Source organism: Duganella sp. CY15W (genome assembly GCF_009857555.1).
Lineage (GTDB): Bacteria > Pseudomonadota > Gammaproteobacteria > Burkholderiales > Burkholderiaceae_D > Rugamonas > Rugamonas sacchari.
On record NZ_WWCQ01000001.1, the window covers coordinates 1848004 to 1867568 of the forward strand.

Genomic DNA, 19565 nt, shown 5'->3' on the forward strand with positions numbered 1-19565 from the left:
GGTCCGGCATCGTCCTTAATTGAACCACCAACAAGGAAAGTCTCACGTCTATGAACAGCGAAGCTCTCTACCCACTCAGTTCGCCCCAGCACGCGGTTTGGCTGGATCAGTCCCTCGCGCCAGACCTGCCTTCTTATAACATCGGCATTGTGGTGCAGGTAGATGGCTCACTGGACTTCGACTGTTTCGAGGCCGCCATCGAGCACGTGGTCCAGACCAGCGACGCCCTGCGCATCGTGCTGGAACCGGGGGAAGACGGCTGCCAGCAGCACTTCGCGGCCGGGATCGGCCCTTCGCTGCAGCGCTTCGACTTCCGTGGCGAAGAAGATCCGGAGGCGCACGCGTGGTCGCATATCAAACAGGCATTCAGCACGCCGTTCGATCTGTACGCTTCGCGGCTGTGGTTCATGCACTGGATGGAAATTGCCCCTGGCCGTGCGCTGTGGCTGGTTTGCTTCCACCACCTGGTATCGGATGGCATGTCGATTTCCCTGTTCGGCAGCGCGCTGGTCGAAGCCTATAACCGCCTGCTGCACAAGCAGGCGCCGGAGGCGGCAGTCCCTTCCTATAGCGACTTCGTCACCTGGGATGGCGAGTACTTTACCTCGCCCCGCTATGTCAAAGACCGCGAGTTCTGGCTGGAGCGGTTTGCCCAGCTGCCGGAGCCGTTGTTTGAGCCGGGCGTCAGGAAAGGGCGCTCAGAGCGTCCGTTCGGACAAGCCGTGTGGCAGCTGGAGCGCGCCGCCTACACGCGCCTGAATGAAGTCGCCGCCGAACATGGCGGCTCCAGCACGCATTTCCTGATGGCGGTGCTGGCGGCTTACTTTTCGCGCACATTCAATCGCAGCGGGGAAGTGGTGATCGGCATGCCGGTACACAACCGCACTGGCGCCACGCAGCGACGCACGGTTGGCATGTTCTCGTCGGTGATTCCGGTCGGCGTGCTGGTTGACCACGAGCAGCCGTTCTCCCGTATTTTGCAGGATGTTGCCGCTGAATTGAAACGCGGCTACCGGCACCAGCGCTTCCCGCTGACCGAGATCCATCGCCATCTGCTGTCTGGCGTCAGCGACCGCCGTGGTCTGTTCGACATCCAGCTGTCGGTCGAGGGCTTTATGGGCGACCTACAGTTTGAAGGGGACATCCAGACCAAAACCTTCCCGCTGCATAACGGCTACGAGCGGCAGCCGCTCGGCATCTATGTCAGGGACTACGAGCAGGAAAAGCCGGTCCATATCGAGTTCAATTTCGACACCGGCTTGCTGACGCTGGATGAAGTCCGCCAGCACGTCACGCGCATCGAACGATTCACGCTGGCGGCAATCGCGGCGCCGGAAGCCAGTTTGCTTGCACTGCCTGTGATGGATGATGCGGAGCACCGGCTGGTCATTGAGGCCTTCAACAACAAACAGCGCGACTACGGCGCCGAAACAACCGTTCACGCACTATTCGAACAGCAGGTGAGCCAGACGCCTGACGCAGTCGCGCTGGAATATGAAGGACAGCGGCTCAGCTACGTTGAGCTCAACCGCCAGGCCAACCAGTTGGCGCTTTATCTGCGCGAACTGGGCGTGCAGCCCGATGACCGCGTGGCCTTGTGCTTCGAACGCGGTATCGGCCTAATCGTCGCCATAGTCGCCACGCTGAAAGCGGGCGGCGCCTACGTTCCGCTCGACCCGGTACTGCCCGATGAACGGCTGGCCCATATGCTGCAGGACAGCGCACCGGCCGCTTTGCTGATCCAGCAGCATCTGCGTGACCGTTTCGCCGGCCAGGCCAACCTGGTCGTCACCGATGACGATGCGCCTTGGCGCCACTATTCCCTCAACGATCTGCCAGCCGATGCGCTCAGCCCGTCGAATCTGGCGTATGTGCTCTACACCTCAGGCTCGACCGGCCTGCCGAAAGGCGTTTGCATGCCGCACAGCGCGCTGGTCAACCTGCTGCGCTGGCAGCGTGATGATCTGCCGCTGCCAGCACGCACGCTGCAGTTTGCAGCTCTTGGCTTCGACGTCGCCTTCCAGGAAATCTTCTCGACCCTGTGCAGCGGCGGCACGCTGGTGATGCTGAGCGAATCGCTGCGGCAGGACCTGCCGGCACTGGCCGACTGGATGGGACGGCAAAACCTGCAACGCCTGTACCTGCCGTACATCGCCCTCAACAGCCTGAGCGAGCTCTGGTCGCAGCAGGATCAGCCATTGCCCGCCTTGCAAGACCTGATGACGGCGGGCGAGCAGTTGCGCGTCACTCCCGCGATCCGTCGCCTGTTCACGCAGTGCCCGCAGGCGCGCCTGCACAACCATTACGGTCCGACCGAAAGCCACGTGGTAACAGCACACGTGCTGACTGGCGCCCCTGACAGCTGGGAAAATCTGCCGCCAATCGGGTCGCCCATCGCCAATTGCCGCCTGTACCTGCTCGACGACAACCATCAACCAGTACCGGTAGGCGTGGCGGGCGAAATCTATATCGCGGGCGTGCAGGTGGCGCGCGCCTATCTGGGACGCCCCGACCTGAGCGAGGAACGTTTCCTTGCCGATCCTTTCGTCAACGGTGAGCGCATGTACAGGACCGGCGACCTGGGCCGCTGGCGCGAGGACGGCGCGATTGACTATCTGGGCCGCAACGACTTCCAGGTCAAGATACGCGGCTTCCGCATCGAGCTGGGCGAAATCGAAATGCAGCTGGCGCGGCTGAACGGCGTGCGCGAAGCGGCTGTGGTGGCGCGCGAAGACCAACCCGGCGACAAGCGCCTGGTAGCCTACATCCTTGCCACGGAGCGGACGCCCGATCCGGCGCAATTACGCGCAGCACTGGCCGACAAGCTGCCCGAATATATGCTGCCGTCCGCTTTTGTCACACTGGACGCCTGGCCGCTGACGCCCAACGGCAAGCTAAACCGCAAAGCCTTGCCGGCACCGGCGGGCGATGCCTTCGTCCAGCGCGCGTACGAAGCGCCCGTTGGCGAGGTCGAAATCACGCTGGCCCAGATCTGGTCGGAGTTGCTGGGCGTCGGCCAGGTTGGCCGTCAGGACGATTTCTTCGAGCTCGGCGGGCACTCGCTGCTGGCCATCCGGCTCGTCGAACAATTGCGCCGGCGCGACTGGTTCATCGATATCCGCGCCCTGTTTGCGCAGCCTGCGCTATCTGCACTGGCAGAAGCCATCCGTCAGGGCCAGCAACTGGGGCTGGCCGAAGTAGACGTGCCCGCCAATGCGATTCCACCGCATTGCACGGCCATCCAGCCCGGCATGCTGCCACTGATTCAGCTGGATGCCGTCCAGATCGACCGCATTGTCCAGGCGACGCCGGGCGGCGCCGCCAACATCCAGGACATTTATCCGTTGGCGCCGCTCCAGGAAGGCATCCTGTTCCACCACCTGTTGCAGACAGACAGCGATACTTACGTGCTGCCGACCTTGTTGCGCTTCGATAGCAAGCAACGTCTGGACCACTTCCTTGCTGCGCTGGACCAGGTCATCGCCCGTCACGACATCCTGCGCACGGCGATTCTTTGGGAAGGTCTGGACGAGCCGGTGCAGGTCGTCTGGCGCGAGGCGCATCTGCACATCGAAAACCTGGCGTTCGATAGCGCGCAAGGCGATACGGCAACCCAGCTCCAGGCACATACCGCACTGAGGCACGCGCGTATCGACGTCCGCCAAGCCCCGATGCTGCGTGGTTTTGTGGCGCCTGATGCAGACGGCCAGCGCTGGTGGCTACAACTGCTGTACCACCACATTGGACTGGATCACACGGCGCTGGAACTGGCGATTGCCGAGGTGGGCCTGCTGCTGCAAGACCGTGCAGCCGAACTGCCCGCGCCTGTACCGTTCCGCAATTTTGTCGCCCAGGCCCGGCTGGGCATCAGTACCAGCGAGCATGAAGCCTTCTTCCGCCAGATGCTGGGCGATGTGGACGAGGCGACGGCACCGTTCGGGCTGGTCGACGTGCAGGGCGATGGCTCGCATCTGGCGCACGTCAGGCTGGCGCTGGAATCTGCGCTGGCGCAACGTTTGCGACGCCTGGCCAAGGCACGTGGCGTCAGTGCGGCAAGCGTGTTCCACCTGGCTTTGGCGCAAGTGCTGGCAGCGAGCACGGGGCGCGATGATGTTGTGTTCGGCACAGTGCTGTTTGGCCGTCTGCAGGGTGGCGCTGGCGCCGACCAGGCGATGGGCCTGTTTATCAACACGTTGCCGGTTCGTGCGCGTTTAGGCGAGCAGACGGTGGAGCAGGGATTACGGCAGACGCATGCATCGCTGGTGGCATTGCTGCGGCACGAACATGCGCCGCTGGCCTTGGCGCAGCGTTGCAGCGCATTGCCGACCAATACGCCGCCGTTCTCGGCGTTGCTCAATTATCGCCATAGCCAGATCAAGGGCGGCGGCGCCGAACTACTTGATGGCATCGAGTTCATCGGCGACCGGGACCGCACGAATTACCCGTTTAGTCTGTATGTCGATGATTTCGGCCAGGACTTTGGGCTGACGGTTCAGGTCCACGATAGCGTATCGGCGCAGCGTGTCGCCACATTTATGCTGCAATCGCTGGAAGCGCTGGTTGATGCGCTGGAGCGCAATCCGCAGCTGCCATTGGCGCAACTCGAAGCGCTGCCAGCGGCAGAACGCCAGCAAGTACTGTACGGCTTCAATGATACGGCGACCGATTATCCGGTGGCGCTGCTGCATGAGCTGGTCGAACAGCAGGTTGCCCGCACGCCGGACGCCATTGCCGTGCGCTTCGAGCAGCATCAGCTCAGTTATGCCGCATTGAATGCACAAGCCAACCAGCTCGCCCGTCACCTGCGCCAGCTTGGCGTCGGGCCTGACCGTCTGGTGGGCGTGATGCTGGAGCGTAGCGACGCCATGGTCATCGCGCTGCTGGCCGTCGTAAAAGCGGGTGGCGCCTATGTGCCGCTGGATCCGGCTTACCCGGATGACCGTCTGGCGCACATGCTGGCCGACAGCGCACCGGTGGTCGTGCTGACGCAGGCCAGCCTGAGCGCACGCCTGCCAGATCCTGCCCAGGCCCACCTTGCGCTCGATGCCAGCGCGACCACAGCGATGCTGGCCACCTATGACTGCTCCAATCTGGCACCAAGTGAAACGGGGCTGGAATCGCAGCACCTGGCCTACGTCATCTACACCTCCGGCTCCACCGGCCAGCCGAAAGGCGCGATGAACGAACATCGCGGCATCGTCAACCGCTTGCAGTGGATGCAGCAAACTTACGGGCTCGGCGCGCAGGATGTGGTACTGCAAAAAACGCCTTTCAGCTTTGATGTCTCGGTGTGGGAATTCTTCTGGCCGCTCATGAGTGGTGCGCAACTGGTGGTCGCGCGTCCAGAAGGCCATAAAGATCCGGCCTACCTGGGCCACATCATCCGTAAAACCGGGGTCACCACGCTGCACTTCGTGCCGTCAATGCTGCAAGTATTCCTGAGCCAGCCGGAGGTGGTGGCACAGTGCACCAGCATCCAGCGCGTGATCTGCAGCGGTGAAGCGTTGCCAGCCGCACTGGTGCACGGCGTTCGCAGCCAGCTGCCGCAGGCCGAGCTGCACAATCTGTACGGCCCGACCGAGGCAGCGGTGGACGTCACCGCATGGGCATGCACCGGCGAAGAAACCACGGCGGTGCCGATTGGACGCCCGATTGCCAACACCCATATCTATATCCTCGACGAATATCAGCGTCCGGTGCCGGTCGGTGTGGCGGGCGAGGTCTATATCGGCGGCGTGCAGGTGGCGCGTGGCTATCTGAACCGGCCTCAGCTGACGCGAGAACGCTTCCTGGCCGATCCCTTTGTCGCTGGCGGGCGCATGTACCGCACCGGCGACCTTGGCCGCTGGCGCGCTGACGGCGCGGTCGACTACCTGGGCCGGAATGACTTCCAGGTCAAGCTGCGTGGTTTCCGCATCGAACTGGGCGAAATCGAGGCGCAACTGGTGCGCCAGCCCGGCGTGCGCGAAGCGGTCGTGATCGCCCGTGCCAACGGCGCCGGGCTGATCGCCTACGTGGTGCAGGACGGCGCCACCGATGCAGCAGTCCTGCGCGCCGAACTGGGCAAGCATCTGCCGGACTACATGATCCCGGCCGCCTATGTGCAGCTGGCCGCGCTGCCGCTCAGCCCGAACGGCAAGCTGGACCGCAAAGCCTTGCCGGCACCGGATGACGGCGCTTTCACCCGTCTGGCGTACGAAGCGCCTGTCGGTGAGGTCGAACAGGCGCTGGCACAGATCTGGAGCGAACTGCTCGGCATCGAGCGCATCAGCCGGCACGAGCAATTCTTTGAACTTGGCGGCCACTCCCTGCTGGCAATCCGCCTGCTGGAACAGCTGCGCCGAAACGGCTGGTCGCTCGACATCCGCTCGCTGTTTGCCCATCCTGGCCTGGCTGGCATGGCAGCGGCGATTCAGGCGACCAACCAGTTGGCGCAGTCCGCAGTCCAGGTGCCGCCCAACGCCATCCAGCGAGATTCCAGGGCCATCACGCCCGCCATGCTGCCGCTGGTGGATCTCGATGAAACCCAGATTGCCAGAATCGTCGAGGCGACACCAGGCGGCATCGCCAACATCCAGGACATCTACCCGCTGGCGCCGCTGCAAACGGGCATATTGTTCCACCATCTACTACAGACCGAAGGCAACGCCTACGTTCTGCCAACCCTGCTGAGCTTTGATAGCCAGGAAAGATACGCTGCTTTCGTTGCCGCACTGGGTACGGTCATCGCACGCCACGACATCCTGCGCACCGCGGTCCACTGGCAAGGCTTGGCCGAACCGGTGCAGGTGGTGTGGCGGGAAGCGCCATTCAATATTCAGCTGCTGGCATTTGACGGCGACGTCGAAGCCCAACTGCTACAGCATGCCGATCCGCGCCGGTTCACACTGGACCTCAGCCATGCGCCGATGCTGCACGGCTTTGCCGCTGTTGACGCCCAAGGCCAGCGCTGGCTGTTGCAGCTGCTGTATCACCATCTGGTCATGGACCATACGACGCTGGAAGTCCTTACCCAGGAAATCGCCCTGATCCAGCAGGGACGCGAATCCAGCCTGCCTGAACCGGTTCCATACCGGAATTTCGTGGCCCACGCACGGCTGGGCGCCAGCGAGGCTGAGCACGAAGCATTCTTCCGCAAGATGCTTGGCGACGTCACTGAACCTTGCGCGCCGTTTGGCATCCTGGATGTGCAGGGCGATGGTTCGCAAGTCGCACAAGCGCGCCTCACGTTGCCGAGTGAGCTGGCGACGCGCTTGCGCCGCCAGGCGAGCCGGCGCGGCATGAGCGCGGCCAGCCTGTTCCATCTGGCGTGGGCGCAGGTGCTGGCGCAGTGCACGGGAAGCGCGGACGTCGTTTTCGGCACGGTACTGTTCGGGCGTATGCAGGGCGGGGAAGGGGCCGACCGGGCCGTCGGCATGTTCATCAACACCTTGCCGCTGCGCGTTTCGCTTGGTGACAGTGATGTCGAAACTGGACTGTCGCAAGTACAAACGGCGTTGACGGAACTGCTGCAACATGAGCATGCCGCACTGGCGCTGGCCCAGCGTTGCAGCGGCCTGCCGGCCAGTACGCCGCTGTTCTCGGCGCTGCTGAACTATCGTCACAGCCACACGGCGGAAGTGGACGAGGTTGAAGTGCTGGAAGGCGTGCGCTTCCTTGGCGTGCGCGATCGCACCAATTATCCGTTCGGCCTGTATGTCGACGACCTGGGCGCGGGCTTTGCCTTGACCGCCGAAATCCATGTTTCCGTATCGGCGCAGCGCATTATCGGCTTCATGCAGCGGGTGCTGGAAGGGCTGGCGACAGCACTGGAACAGGCGCCGCACACGCCGATGCACGGCATTGCAGCATTGCCGGAAGCCGAGCGTGACCTGGTGCTGCATCGCTTCAATGACACGCAACGCCGCTACCACGTTCCAGCTCTGGTGCACCAGGCTTTCGAACAGCAGGCGGCACTTCATCCAGAGCGTACAGCGCTGGAACTTGATGGAGAATGGCTGAGCTATCGCCAGTTGAATGAGCAAGCCAACCAGCTGGCCCGCCATTTGCGCAGCCTCGGCGTTGGTCCAGATGCGCGCGTCGCCATCTGTGCGGAACGTAGCCTGGCCATGGTCATTGCCATGGTCGCCACGTTGAAAGCCGGCGGCGCCTACGTGCCGCTTGACCCAAGCTACCCGGACGAGCGCCTCTCGCTGACGCTGCGCGACAGCCAGCCGGTGGTGCTGCTGACCCAGCAAACCCTGCTCAAGCGTCTCGATAGCGCGCAAGCGGCGGTGCTGCTGCTTGAGGATCAGCAGCCGTGGTCCACGAACGACGTCAGCAACCTGACGGCGGATGGCATTGGCCTGCAATCCGAGAACCTGGCTTATGTGATCTATACATCCGGTTCCACCGGCGTACCGAAAGGCGTAGCGATGCCGCACCGCGGCCTGGTCCAGCTGCTGGCCTGGCAACAGGAACAGCTGCCGGAACCGGCGCGCACGCTGCAGTTCGCAGCACTGGGCTTCGACGTCGCGTTCCAGGAAGTTTTCTCGACCCTGTCCAGCGGCGGCACGCTGGTGCTGCTGCGTGAAGCCCTGCGGCAGGATTTGCCTGCGCTGGCTGAATGGCTGGGCGGACAGTCCATCGAGCGCATGTTCCTGCCATATATCGCCCTGAACCATCTCAGCGAACTGTGGTCGCAGCGGGCGGCGCCGCTGCCGATGCTGCAGGACGTGATCACCGCCGGCGAGCAACTGCGGCTCACACCGGCCATCCGGCGCATGTGCGCCAGCCACACCGGGGTGCGTCTGCACAACCACTACGGGCCGACTGAAACCCACGTGGTCAGCGCGCATGTACTCGAAGGCGATCCCGATGCGTGGGACGATTTGCCGCCGATCGGCGCGCCAATCGCCAACAGCCGGCTGTATCTGCTGGACGCGCACCGCCAGCCAGTGCCGCTGGGCGTGGCTGGCGAGATCTATATCGGCGGCGCGCAGGTGGCGCGCGGCTACCTGAACCGGCCAGAGTTGACCGAGGAGCGTTTCCTGGCCGATCCGTTTGTCGATCACGGACGCCTGTACAAAACCGGCGACCTTGGGCGCTGGCGTGCGGACGGCACGATGGACTTCCTCGGCCGTAATGACTTCCAGGTCAAGCTGCGCGGCTATCGCATCGAGCTGGGTGAAATCGAAACTCAGCTGGCACGGTTGCCTGGCGTGCGCGAAGCCGCCGTCATTGCGCGCGAAGACCGTCCCGGTGATATCCGCCTGGTGGCGTATGTGGTCGCTGTACCCGATGCGCCGCCTCTGGCGCCGGCACAGCTGCATTCGCAGCTGGCCGAACGCCTGCCGGACTACATGGTGCCGCTCATCTACATCCCGCTCGACGCGCTGCCGCTGACGCCAAACGGCAAGCTGAACCGCAACGCGCTGCCGGCACCGGAAGGCGCAGGCCATATCCAGCGTGCGTACGCCGCACCGCAGGGCGAGAATGAGCAGGTGCTGGCACGGATCTGGTCCGCATTGCTGGGCGTAGAACAGATCGGCCGTGAAGACAACTTCTTCGCGCTGGGCGGGCATTCCCTGCTGGCCGTACGCCTGGTTTCCCAGGTGCGGCAGCAGCTGAATGTGGAGTTGCCGCTGGCGACACTGTTTGCGCATCCGCAACTGGCGGCGCTGGCCGCACAGGTGGCGCTCGCCAACCGCAGCACCTTGGCTGCCATCACGCCAGTCGACCGCAGCGCGCCGTTGCCGCTGTCCTATGCCCAGCGGCGCCTGTGGTTTATCGACCGTATGGACGCGCAAGCCAGTGCGGCCTACCACATTCCCGGCGCGTTGCGCCTGCGCGGGCCGCTCGATCAGGCCGCGTTGCAGAGCGCGCTCGACAGCGTGATCGGCCGCCATGAATCGCTGCGTACACGCTTTGTCACGGTCGATGGCCAGCCGTGGCAGGTGATCGATGCAGCTCAGCCTTTCCTGCTGGAGCACCTCGATACGACGCTGCCGGCGCTGGACCAGCTGTGCGCCACGCTGGCAGCAGCACCGTTCGACCTGGCGGCGGGGCCGCTGATCCGCGGCCATCTGCTGCGCCTGGCCGATGACGACCATGTGCTGCTGGTGACCATGCATCACATCATCTCTGACGGCTGGTCGCTCAGTGTGCTGATGCGCGAATTCTCCGCCGCCTACCGTGCCTTGCGGCTCGGCGAAGAAAACCAGCTGCCACCGTTGGCGATCCAGTACGCGGACTACGCCGCATGGCAGCAGCAATGGCTGCAAGGCTTGCTGATCCAGGACAAGCTGCAAGCCTGCGTCGAACCGCTGCGCTGGGCGCCCGCGCTGGTGACGCTGCCGACCGACCGTCCTCGGCCAGAACTGCAGGATTATCGCGGCGCCAGCATCGAAGTCAGCCTGGACGCCGGCCTGAGCAGGGCGCTGCGCGACCTCTGCAACCAGCATGGCACGACGCTCTACATGACCGTGCTGGCTGCCTGGGCCGCCGTGGTAGCGCGCCTGAACAGCCAGAGCGAAGTCGTGATCGGCACCTCGCATGCCGGCCGCAACCGCATCGAGCTGGAGCCGCTGATTGGCTTCTTCGTCAACACGCAAGCGCTCAAGATCGATCTGGACGGTGGCCCCAGCGTGGCCGCGCTGCTGGCGCAAGTCCGGCAGACGGCGCTGCGCGCGCAAGAGCTGCACGAAGTGCCGTTCGAGCAGGTGGTGGAAGCGCTGAACCCGACGCGCTCCATGTCCCATCACCCGGTGTTCCAGCTGATGCTGACATGGCATAACACGCCGGACGTGGCGCTTGATCTTGCGGATCTGGCCGTGGAACGCCTGGATAGCTTGCCCGGCAGCGCCTCCTTCGACCTGTCGCTGGACCTGGAAGAAGCGGGCGACCGCATCGTCGGCCAGCTTAACTACGCCACCGCGCTATTCGATGAAAGTACCATCCAGCGCCACTGGGGCTACGTGCAAGCGATGCTGCGGGCGATGGCCGCCGACCAGCGCCAGAGCGTCGAGCAGATCACGCTGCCTGGCGATGCCGAGCGCGCCTTGGTGCTGGACGGCTTCAATGCGACGCAGCGTCCGCACGGCGCACCGCAGCTGGTGCACACGCTGTTCGAGCAGCAGGCTGCCACCCAGCCCGATGTGCTGGCGCTGATGCACGGCACGCAGCAGCTGAGCTATGGCGCCTTCAACGCCCAGGCCAACCAGCTGGCCCACTATCTGCGCGCGCTGGGCGTGCGTCCGGACGACCGCGTCGCGCTGTACATGGAGCGCAGCATCGACATGATGATCGCCCTGATGGCAACGCTGAAAGCGGGCGGCGCCTATGTGCCGCTCGATCCGGTGTATCCCGACGAACGGCTGGCGTATATGCTGCAAGACAGCGCACCGTCGGTGGTGCTGACGCAGCCGCATCTGCAACACCGGCTGGCACTCCCGCCCGGCTGCCGCGCCATCGTGATCGACAGCGAGGCGGAGGAACAGGCCGCCTGGGGCACGCTGTCGGCCCGCAATCCGGAGCCTGCTGATGTCCAGCTCGATGCGTCGCATCTGGCCTATGTGATCTACACCTCGGGTTCGACCGGCAAGCCCAAAGGCGTAATGGTCGAGCATCGCCACCTGTGGCATCAGGCGGCGGTCCTGAACGAGCTGTATGGCTTTACGCCGGAAGACCGGGTATTGCAATTCTGCGCGCTGACGTTCGACGTGTCGGTCGAGGAAATCTTCAGCGCCTTGCTGCATGGCGCAACCCTGGTCCTGCGCACCGACGCCTGGGTGACAGACCCGCAAGGCTGGTGCCAGCTGTGCGCCGAGCACGCGCTGACCGTCGCCAATCTGCCGCCGCTGTTCTGGCAGCGGCTGGCGCTGGAGCCGGAAGTCGCGATTCCCTCCCACCTGCGTCACATCGTGATTGGCGGCGATGGCGCCAGCACTGCGGCGTTTGACGCCTGGTGGCAGCGCCCCGGCCATCGTCCTGCCTTGAGCAACGCCTATGGCGCGACCGAAACCACGATCAACGTGACGGTCGCCCGTTGCGCACCACAATATCAGCCCGGCAATATCGGCCGGCCCGTTACCAATAGCCGCGTCTATGTGCTAGATGCGTACCGCCAGCCAGTGCCGCTGGGCGTGGCTGGCGAGCTGTACATCGGGGGCGTGCAGGTGGCGCGTGGTTATCTGAACCGGCCCGAGCTGACCGAAGAGCGCTTCCTGGCCGATCCGTTTGTGGCACACGGCCGCATGTACAAGACCGGCGACCTGGGCCGCTGGCGCGCGGATGGCACGCTCGAGTTCCTGGGCCGTAACGACTTCCAGGTCAAGCTGCGCGGCTTCCGCGTCGAGCTCGGCGAGATCGAAACCCAGCTGGCGCGTCTGGACGGCGTGCATGAGGCCGTGGTGATCGCCCGCGAAGACCGGCCCGGCGACAAGCGCCTGGTGGCCTATGTGGTGGCCACCCCTGATGCGCCGCGTCCCGATCCGGTACAGCTGCGCACGCAACTGGCCGAGCGTCTGCCAGAATACATGGTGCCGCTGGCCTATGTACCGCTGGAGGCGCTGCCGCTGACGCCAAACGGCAAGCTGGACCGCAAAGCACTGCCGGCGCCGGACAGCGACGCCTACATCCAGCACACCTATGAGGCGCCACAAGGCGAAATCGAGCAGGTGCTGGCGCGGATCTGGTCCGAATTGCTGGGGATCGAGCAAGTGGGACGCCAGGACAATTTCTTCGAGCTGGGCGGCCATTCGCTGCTGGCAGTGCGGCTGATTTCACAGTTGCGCCAGCAGCTCGATATCGAATTGCCGCTGGCGGCGCTGTTTGCCCATCCGCAGCTGGCTGAACTGGCGACCCAGGTAGCGGTCGCCGGCCAGAATACGCTGAGTGACATCGTGCCGGCAGACCGTGGCGCACCGTTGCCCTTGTCGTATTCGCAGCAGCGGCTGTGGTACGTCACCCAGATTGATGCGCAAGCCCACGCGGCCTACCACATTCCAGGCGCATTGCGTCTGCGCGGTGCGCTGGACCGGGCGGCGCTGCATGCCGCCGTGTCCGGCATCGTGGAGCGCCACGAAGTCCTGCGTACCCGTTTTGTCGTCACGGGCGGCCAGCCGGGCCAGGTGATCGGCACGTTCCAGGACCTTGCGCTTCAATACAGCGATCTAACCGGCATCGGCGAGGACGAACTGCAAGCCATCTGCCGGCAAGAGGCAGTCGCACCATTCGACCTGAGCCAGGGTCCGTTGATCCGCGCCCACCTGCTGCGCCTGGCCGATGATGACCACCTGCTGCTGGTGACGATGCACCACATCATCTCGGACGGCTGGTCGTTGAGCGTGCTGGCCAGCGAGTTCTCGTCGCTGTACCGCGCATTCCGCAATGGCCAGCCTATGCCCTTGGCGCCGCTGGCGATCCAGTATGCCGACTACGCCGCATGGCAGCGCGAATGGCTGCAAGGGCCGGTGCTGCGCCAGCAATTGCAATACTGGGTGCAGCAGCTGCAGGATATTCCGGAACTCATCAGCTTGCCAACCGACCATCCGCGTCCGGCAACGCAGGATTATCGCGGCGCCACCTTGCAGGTCGCGCTGGACAAGGAGCTCAGCCGAAAACTGCGCACGCTGAGCCAGCGCCACGGCGCCACCTTGTATATGACGGTGCTGGGCGCCTGGGCCGCCGTGCTGGCGAAGCTCAGCGGACAGTCGCAGATAGTGATTGGCAGTTCGGAAGCAGGGCGTAACCGGGCCGAGCTGGAGCCATTGATCGGCTTTTTCGTCAATGCACAGGCAATCCGCTTCGATCTGGAGGGGCCGCTGAGCGTGAGCGAACTGCTGGCGCAGTCCCGGCAGCTGGCCTTGCAGGCGCAAAACCATCGCGATGTGCCATTCGAACAAGTGGTGGAGGCGCTCAATCCAACCCGCTCCATGGCCTACAACCCGGTCTATCAGGTTCGGCTGGCCTGGCAAAACACGCCCGAAGTGCGCGTCGATCTGGACGGGCTCACTCTGGAAAGCGTTGGCAATAGCGCCGGCAGCGCGCAGTTCGACCTGTCGCTGGACCTGGAAGATGCGGGTGACAGCATTGTCGGCCAGCTCAATTACGCCACCGCGCTGTTCGAACACGGCACGATACAGCGTCATTGGGACTACCTGCAGACCATGCTCAGCGCCATGGTGGCCGACGACAGCCAGCGCATCGATCAGATCCCGCTGCTGGGCGAGGAGGAGCGCGAACTGCTGCTGCAAGGCTTCAACGCGACGCAGCGCGGTTATCCGACCAAAACCCTGATTCACGCCTTGTTTGAAGAACAGGCCGCGGCACAACCGGACACGCTGGCGGTGTTCTACGAAGGGCAGCAACTGAGCTACGGCGCCCTCAACCAGCGCGCGAATCAGCTGGCGCACCATCTGCGCTCGCTCGGCGTACGGCCGGATGACCGGGTGGCCTTATACCTTGATCGCAGCATCGACATGGTGGTCAGCCTGCTGGCCACGCTCAAGGCGGGCGCGGCCTACGTGCCGCTGGACCCGGTCCACCCCGACGAACGCATCGCGCATATGCTGGAGGACAGCGCGCCGGTGGCGGTGCTGACCCAGGTAAAACTGCGCGGCCGCCTGAACCAGCCGCCAGCCTGCCCAGTCATCGCGGTGGATGCCACGGCGTGGGAAGTGGCGCCATGGGCGGCAGCGCCAGCCAGCAATCCGCTGGCTTCGGATGTGCAGCTCAACGCTGCGCACCTGGCCTATGTGATCTACACCTCCGGCTCAACGGGCACGCCGAAGGGCGTCATGGTCGAGCATCGTAATGTGCTGACCTTCTTGCGCGGCCTGGAAGAGCGCATCCACGGGACGGCGCCGGATTGCCGCCGCATCGCCTGGAATTCGTCATTTGGTTTCGATATGGCGGTGAAGGCCTGGGGCCAGCTAACCATGGGCCGCAGCGTGTTCCTGTTGCCGGAAGAGACGCGGCTCGACGCTGGCGCCTTGCTCGGCTACCTGGAACAGCATGGCATCGAGGCCATGGAGTGTACGCCATCCCATTTGCGCATGATGCAAGGGGCCGGATTGGGGCAACAGCGGGTGCCGTCGCTGCGCAAGCTGCTGCTGGGTGGCGAGGCTATCGACGCGGCAACCTGGCGCACGCTGGCGGCATTCCCGGACGTTGCGTTCTTCAATATGTACGGTCCCACCGAGTGCAGCGTGGACGCTGCCTGCGGCCCGATCACCGGCGACGTACCGCAAGTGGGCAGCGTCATGCCGAACGCCAGGATTTACCTGCTGGACGCGCAGCACCAGCCCGTGCCGCTGGGCGCCCCCGGTGAAATCTACATCGGCGGGTCTGGCGTCGCACGAGGTTATCTGCACCGGCCGGAACTGACGGCCGAACGCTTCGTCCGCGATCCGTTCTCGTCTGACAGTGAGGGCCGCATGTACAAGACCGGCGACCTGGGTCGCTGGCGGGCTGACGGCACCATCGAATACCTGGGCCGTAACGACTTCCAGGTCAAGATCCGCGGCTTCCGCATCGAACTGGGCGAGATCGAAGCGCGTCTGGCACGGCTGAGCGGCGTCCGGCAAGCGGTCGTGATCGCGCGTGAAGACAGTCCGGGCGACCAGCGCCTGGTGGCTTACATCGTCCCGGAAGCGGACGCACCGGCGCCAGATCCGGCCAGTCTCCGCAATGACCTGAGCACCCAGCTGCCCGACTACATGCTACCCGCGTCGTATGTGGCATTGCCGGCGTTGCCGCTCACGCCTAACGGCAAGCTGGACCGCAAGGCCTTGCCCGCGCCTGAGGGCCAGGGCCTGGTGCAGCGCAGCTACGAAGCGCCCGTCGGCGAGGTGGAACAGAAGCTGGCCGCCATCTGGGCCGGTCTGCTGGGCGCCGAGCGCGTGGGGCGGCACGACAACTTCTTCGAACTGGGAGGGCATTCGGCATTGGCCATCCAGCTGATCTACGAGATGAGCGAAAAGCAGCTCCAGGCCGATGTGCAGATGATCTTCAACGCACCGAGTCTGGCGCATTTGGCTAGCTCAACTATTCAACTTGAGGAGGTCGAACTGTGAGTGCAATAGAACTGCTGGACAAGCTGGACGCGGTTGGCATCTCGCTGCGTCTGAACGGGGACAAGCTATCGGTGGTGGGCGACCAGCGCAAGCTTGCGGATAACGAACTGATGGCATCGCTACGTTCACACAAACACAATCTGATCGAGCTGCTGAAACAGCGCGCCAGCGCCGATCCCATGCACTATGTGATTCCGGAAGGAACACAGACGATTACGCCGGACATGCTGCCATTGGTCACGCTGGAACCGGCGCAGATCGACCAGCTGGTGCGCGCCACACCGGGCGGCGCGGCCAACATCCAGGACATCTACCCACTGGCGCCGCTACAGGAAGGCATTCTGTTCCACCACCGCGTGCAGGCAGAAGGCGATATGTATGTGATCCCCACCTTGCTGCGCTTCGACAGCCGCGCGCGGCTGGACGGTTTTGTGGCCGCGCTGAACCAGGTCATCACGCGCCACGACATCCTGCGTACCGCCGTGCATTGGGAAGGGTTGACCGACCCGGTGCAGGTGGTGTGGCGGCAGGCGCATGTTGAGGTGCAGATGCTGGCGGCCGATCCCCACGCCGGCGACGCATTGAGCCAGTTGCAGGCGTACGCCGATCCTCAGCACCTGCGGCTGGATGTCCGGCAGGCGCCGATGCTGGCGGCTTATGCAATAGCCGATACGTCCACCCAGACCTGGCTGTTGCAGCTGCTGCACCATCATTTGATACTCGATCACACCGCTTCGGCGCTGTTGATCGAAGAAATCGTCCTGATGCTCGAGGGCCGGCAGGCTGCCTTGCCTGCGCCGGTGCCATTCCGCCGTTTCGTCGCGCAAGCGCGGCAGGGTATGGATCTGGCCCGGCATGAAGAATACTTCCGCCGCATGCTGGGCGATGTGGATGAACCCACCGCACCGTTCGGCCTGCTGGACGTGCAAGGGACTGAGGCGCGCATCGGCAAGGCTACGGCACAGCTGACGCCTGCACTTGCAGCACGGCTGCGCTCGCAGGTGAAGATACGCGGCGTCAGCGCGGCCAGCCTGTTCCATCTGGCCTGGGCCAAGGTACTGTCGCTGTGCACGGGCCGCGAGGACGTCGTGTTTGGCACCGTGCTGTTTGGCCGCATGCTTGGTGGCGCTTCCATCGCGCGGGCGATTGGCATGTTCCTCAACACACTGCCATTGCGCGTACGCCTGGACAGCGATCAGGTCGAGCAGGGTCTCAAGCGCACCCACGGCGCGCTGATCGAACTGCTGCGGCATGAACATGCACCGCTGCCTCTGGCTCAGCGCTGCAGCGCGCTGCCAGCCAACACTCCTTTGTTCACCAGCTTGCTGAACTACCGTTACAGCCATGAAGAGGAGGGCGGCGGCGTCATCCTCGAAGGGATTGAACATCTGGGTGGTCATGACCGCACCAACTACCCGTTTGTGCTGCATGTTGATGATTTGGGCGAGAGTTTTACGCTGAGCGTGGAAATTCATGACAGTGTGCCGGCACAGCGTGTGGCCGCGTTCATGCTGCAATCGCTGGAAGCGCTGGTCGATGCGCTGGAGCGCAATCCGCAGCTGCCATTGACGCAGGTCCAAGTGTTGCCAGCGACAGAACGCCATGAAGTGCTGTACGGATTCAACGACACGGCCACCGATTATCCGGCGGCGATGCTGCATGAGCTGGTCGAACAACAGGTTGTCCGCACGCCGAACGCCATTGCCGTGCGCTTCGAGCAGCATCAGCTCAGTTATGCAGCATTGAATGCACAAGCCAACCAGTTGGCCCGTCACCTGCGCCGGCTTGACGTCGGGCCGGACCGTCTGGTCGGCGTGATGCTGGAGCGTAGCGACGCTATGGTCGTCGCGTTGCTGGCTGTCATAAAAGCGGGCGGCGCCTATGTGCCGCTGGATCCGGCTTACCCGGATGACCGTCTGGCGCATATGCTGGCCGACAGCGCACCGGTCGTCGTGCTGACGCAGACCAGCCTGAGCGCTCGCCTGCCAGATCCTGCCCAGGCCCACCTGGCGCTCAATGCCAGCGCGACCACAGCGATGCTGGCCACCTATGACTCCGACAACCTGGCGCCAGCTGACGCGGGGCTGGGATCGCAGCACCTGGCCTACGTCATCTACACGTCCGGCTCCACGGGCCAGCCGAAAGGCGCGATGAATGAACATCGCGGCATCGTCAACCGCTTGCAGTGGATGCAGCAGACTTACGGGCTCGGCGCGCAGGATGTGGTGCTGCAAAAGACGCCTTTCAGCTTCGATGTCTCGGTATGGGAATTCTTCTGGCCGCTCATGAGTGGCGCGCAACTGGTGGTCGCGCGTCCTGACGGCCACAAAGATCCGGCCTACCTGGGTGACATCATTCGCGAAACCGGTGTCACCACGCTGCACTTCGTGCCATCGATGCTGCAAGTATTCCTGAGCCAGCCAGAGGTGGTGGCACAGTGCACCAGCATCCAGCGCGTGATCTGCAGCGGCGAAGCGTTGCCGGCCGCACTGGTGCACGGCGTTCACACCCAGCTGCCGCAGGCGGAGTTGCACAACCTCTACGGCCCGACTGAGGCAGCGGTGGACGTCACGGCATGGGCATGCACGGGTAAAGAAACCACGGCAGTACCGATTGGCCACCCAATTGCCAACACCCATATCTATATCCTCGACGAATATCAGCGCCCGGTGCCGGTCGGTGTGGCGGGCGAGGTCTACATCGGCGGCGCGCAGGTGGCGCGTGGCTATCTGAACCGGCCTCAGCTGACGCAAGAACGCTTCCTGGCCGATCCCTTTGTCGCTGGCGGGCGCATGTACCGCACCGGCGACCTTGGCCGCTGGCGCGCGGACGGCGCGGTCGACTACCTGGGCCGGAATGATTTCCAGGTCAAACTGCGCGGTTTCCGCATCGAGTTGGGCGAAATCGAGGCGCAGCTGGTACGCCAGCCCGGCGTGCGCGAAGCGGTCGTGATCGCCCGTGCCGACGGCGCCGGGCTGATCGCCTATGTGGTGCAGGACGGCGCCACTGATGCGGCATTCCTGCGCGCCGAACTGGGCAAGCATCTGCCAGACTACATGATCCCGGCCGCCTATGTGCAGCTGGACGCGCTGCCGCTCAGCCCGAACGGCAAGCTGGACCGCAAAGCCTTGCCCGCCCCCGACGGCGGCGCCTTCATCCGTCTCGCATATGAAGCGCCGGCCGGTGAGATCGAACAGGCATTGGCACAGATCTGGAGCGAACTGCTCGGCATCGAACGTATCAGCCGCCGCGACCACTTCTTCGAGCTCGGCGGTCACTCCCTGCTGGCGATCCGTTTGTTGGAGCAGTTACGCCAACGCGGCTGGTCGCTCGACATCCGCGCGCTGTTCGCCCATCCCGGCCTGGCGGCCATGGCAGCCGCCATTCAGCTATCGCCAACATCCGGTTCGCATGCCATTGACGTGCCGCGCAACGCTATTCCAGCGGCGTTTGCGGCATCCACTATCCCAGAAAACGAAGAAACCGAGGAGTTCCGACTATGAACATGGA

The 19565-nt window shown here is 64.1% G+C and carries 2 protein-coding genes; both read left to right on the forward strand.

Going from position 1 to position 19565, the window contains the following annotated elements; translation table 11 throughout:
• Nucleotides 1-50 precede the first annotated feature (50 nt).
• Nucleotides 51-16055 carry a non-ribosomal peptide synthetase gene (locus GTP58_RS08120; RefSeq protein ID WP_161076971.1) on the forward strand — a complete coding sequence of 5335 codons (16005 nt, stop codon included), beginning with the start codon at nucleotides 51-53 and terminating at the stop codon, nucleotides 16053-16055.
• Nucleotides 16052-19558 carry a non-ribosomal peptide synthetase gene (locus tag GTP58_RS08125; RefSeq protein WP_161076972.1) on the forward strand — a complete coding sequence of 1169 codons (3507 nt, stop codon included), beginning with the start codon at nucleotides 16052-16054 and terminating at the stop codon, nucleotides 19556-19558. Before GTP58_RS08120 ends, GTP58_RS08125 begins: the two co-directional genes overlap by 4 nt.
• Nucleotides 19559-19565: the final 7 nt, after the last annotated feature.

What these genes read in the sequence shown, in the direction of transcription:
- GTP58_RS08120 (WP_161076971.1), top strand. Translation starts at nt 51, where the DNA reads ATGAACAGCGAAGCTCTCTACCCACTCAGTTCGCCCCAGCACGCGGTT.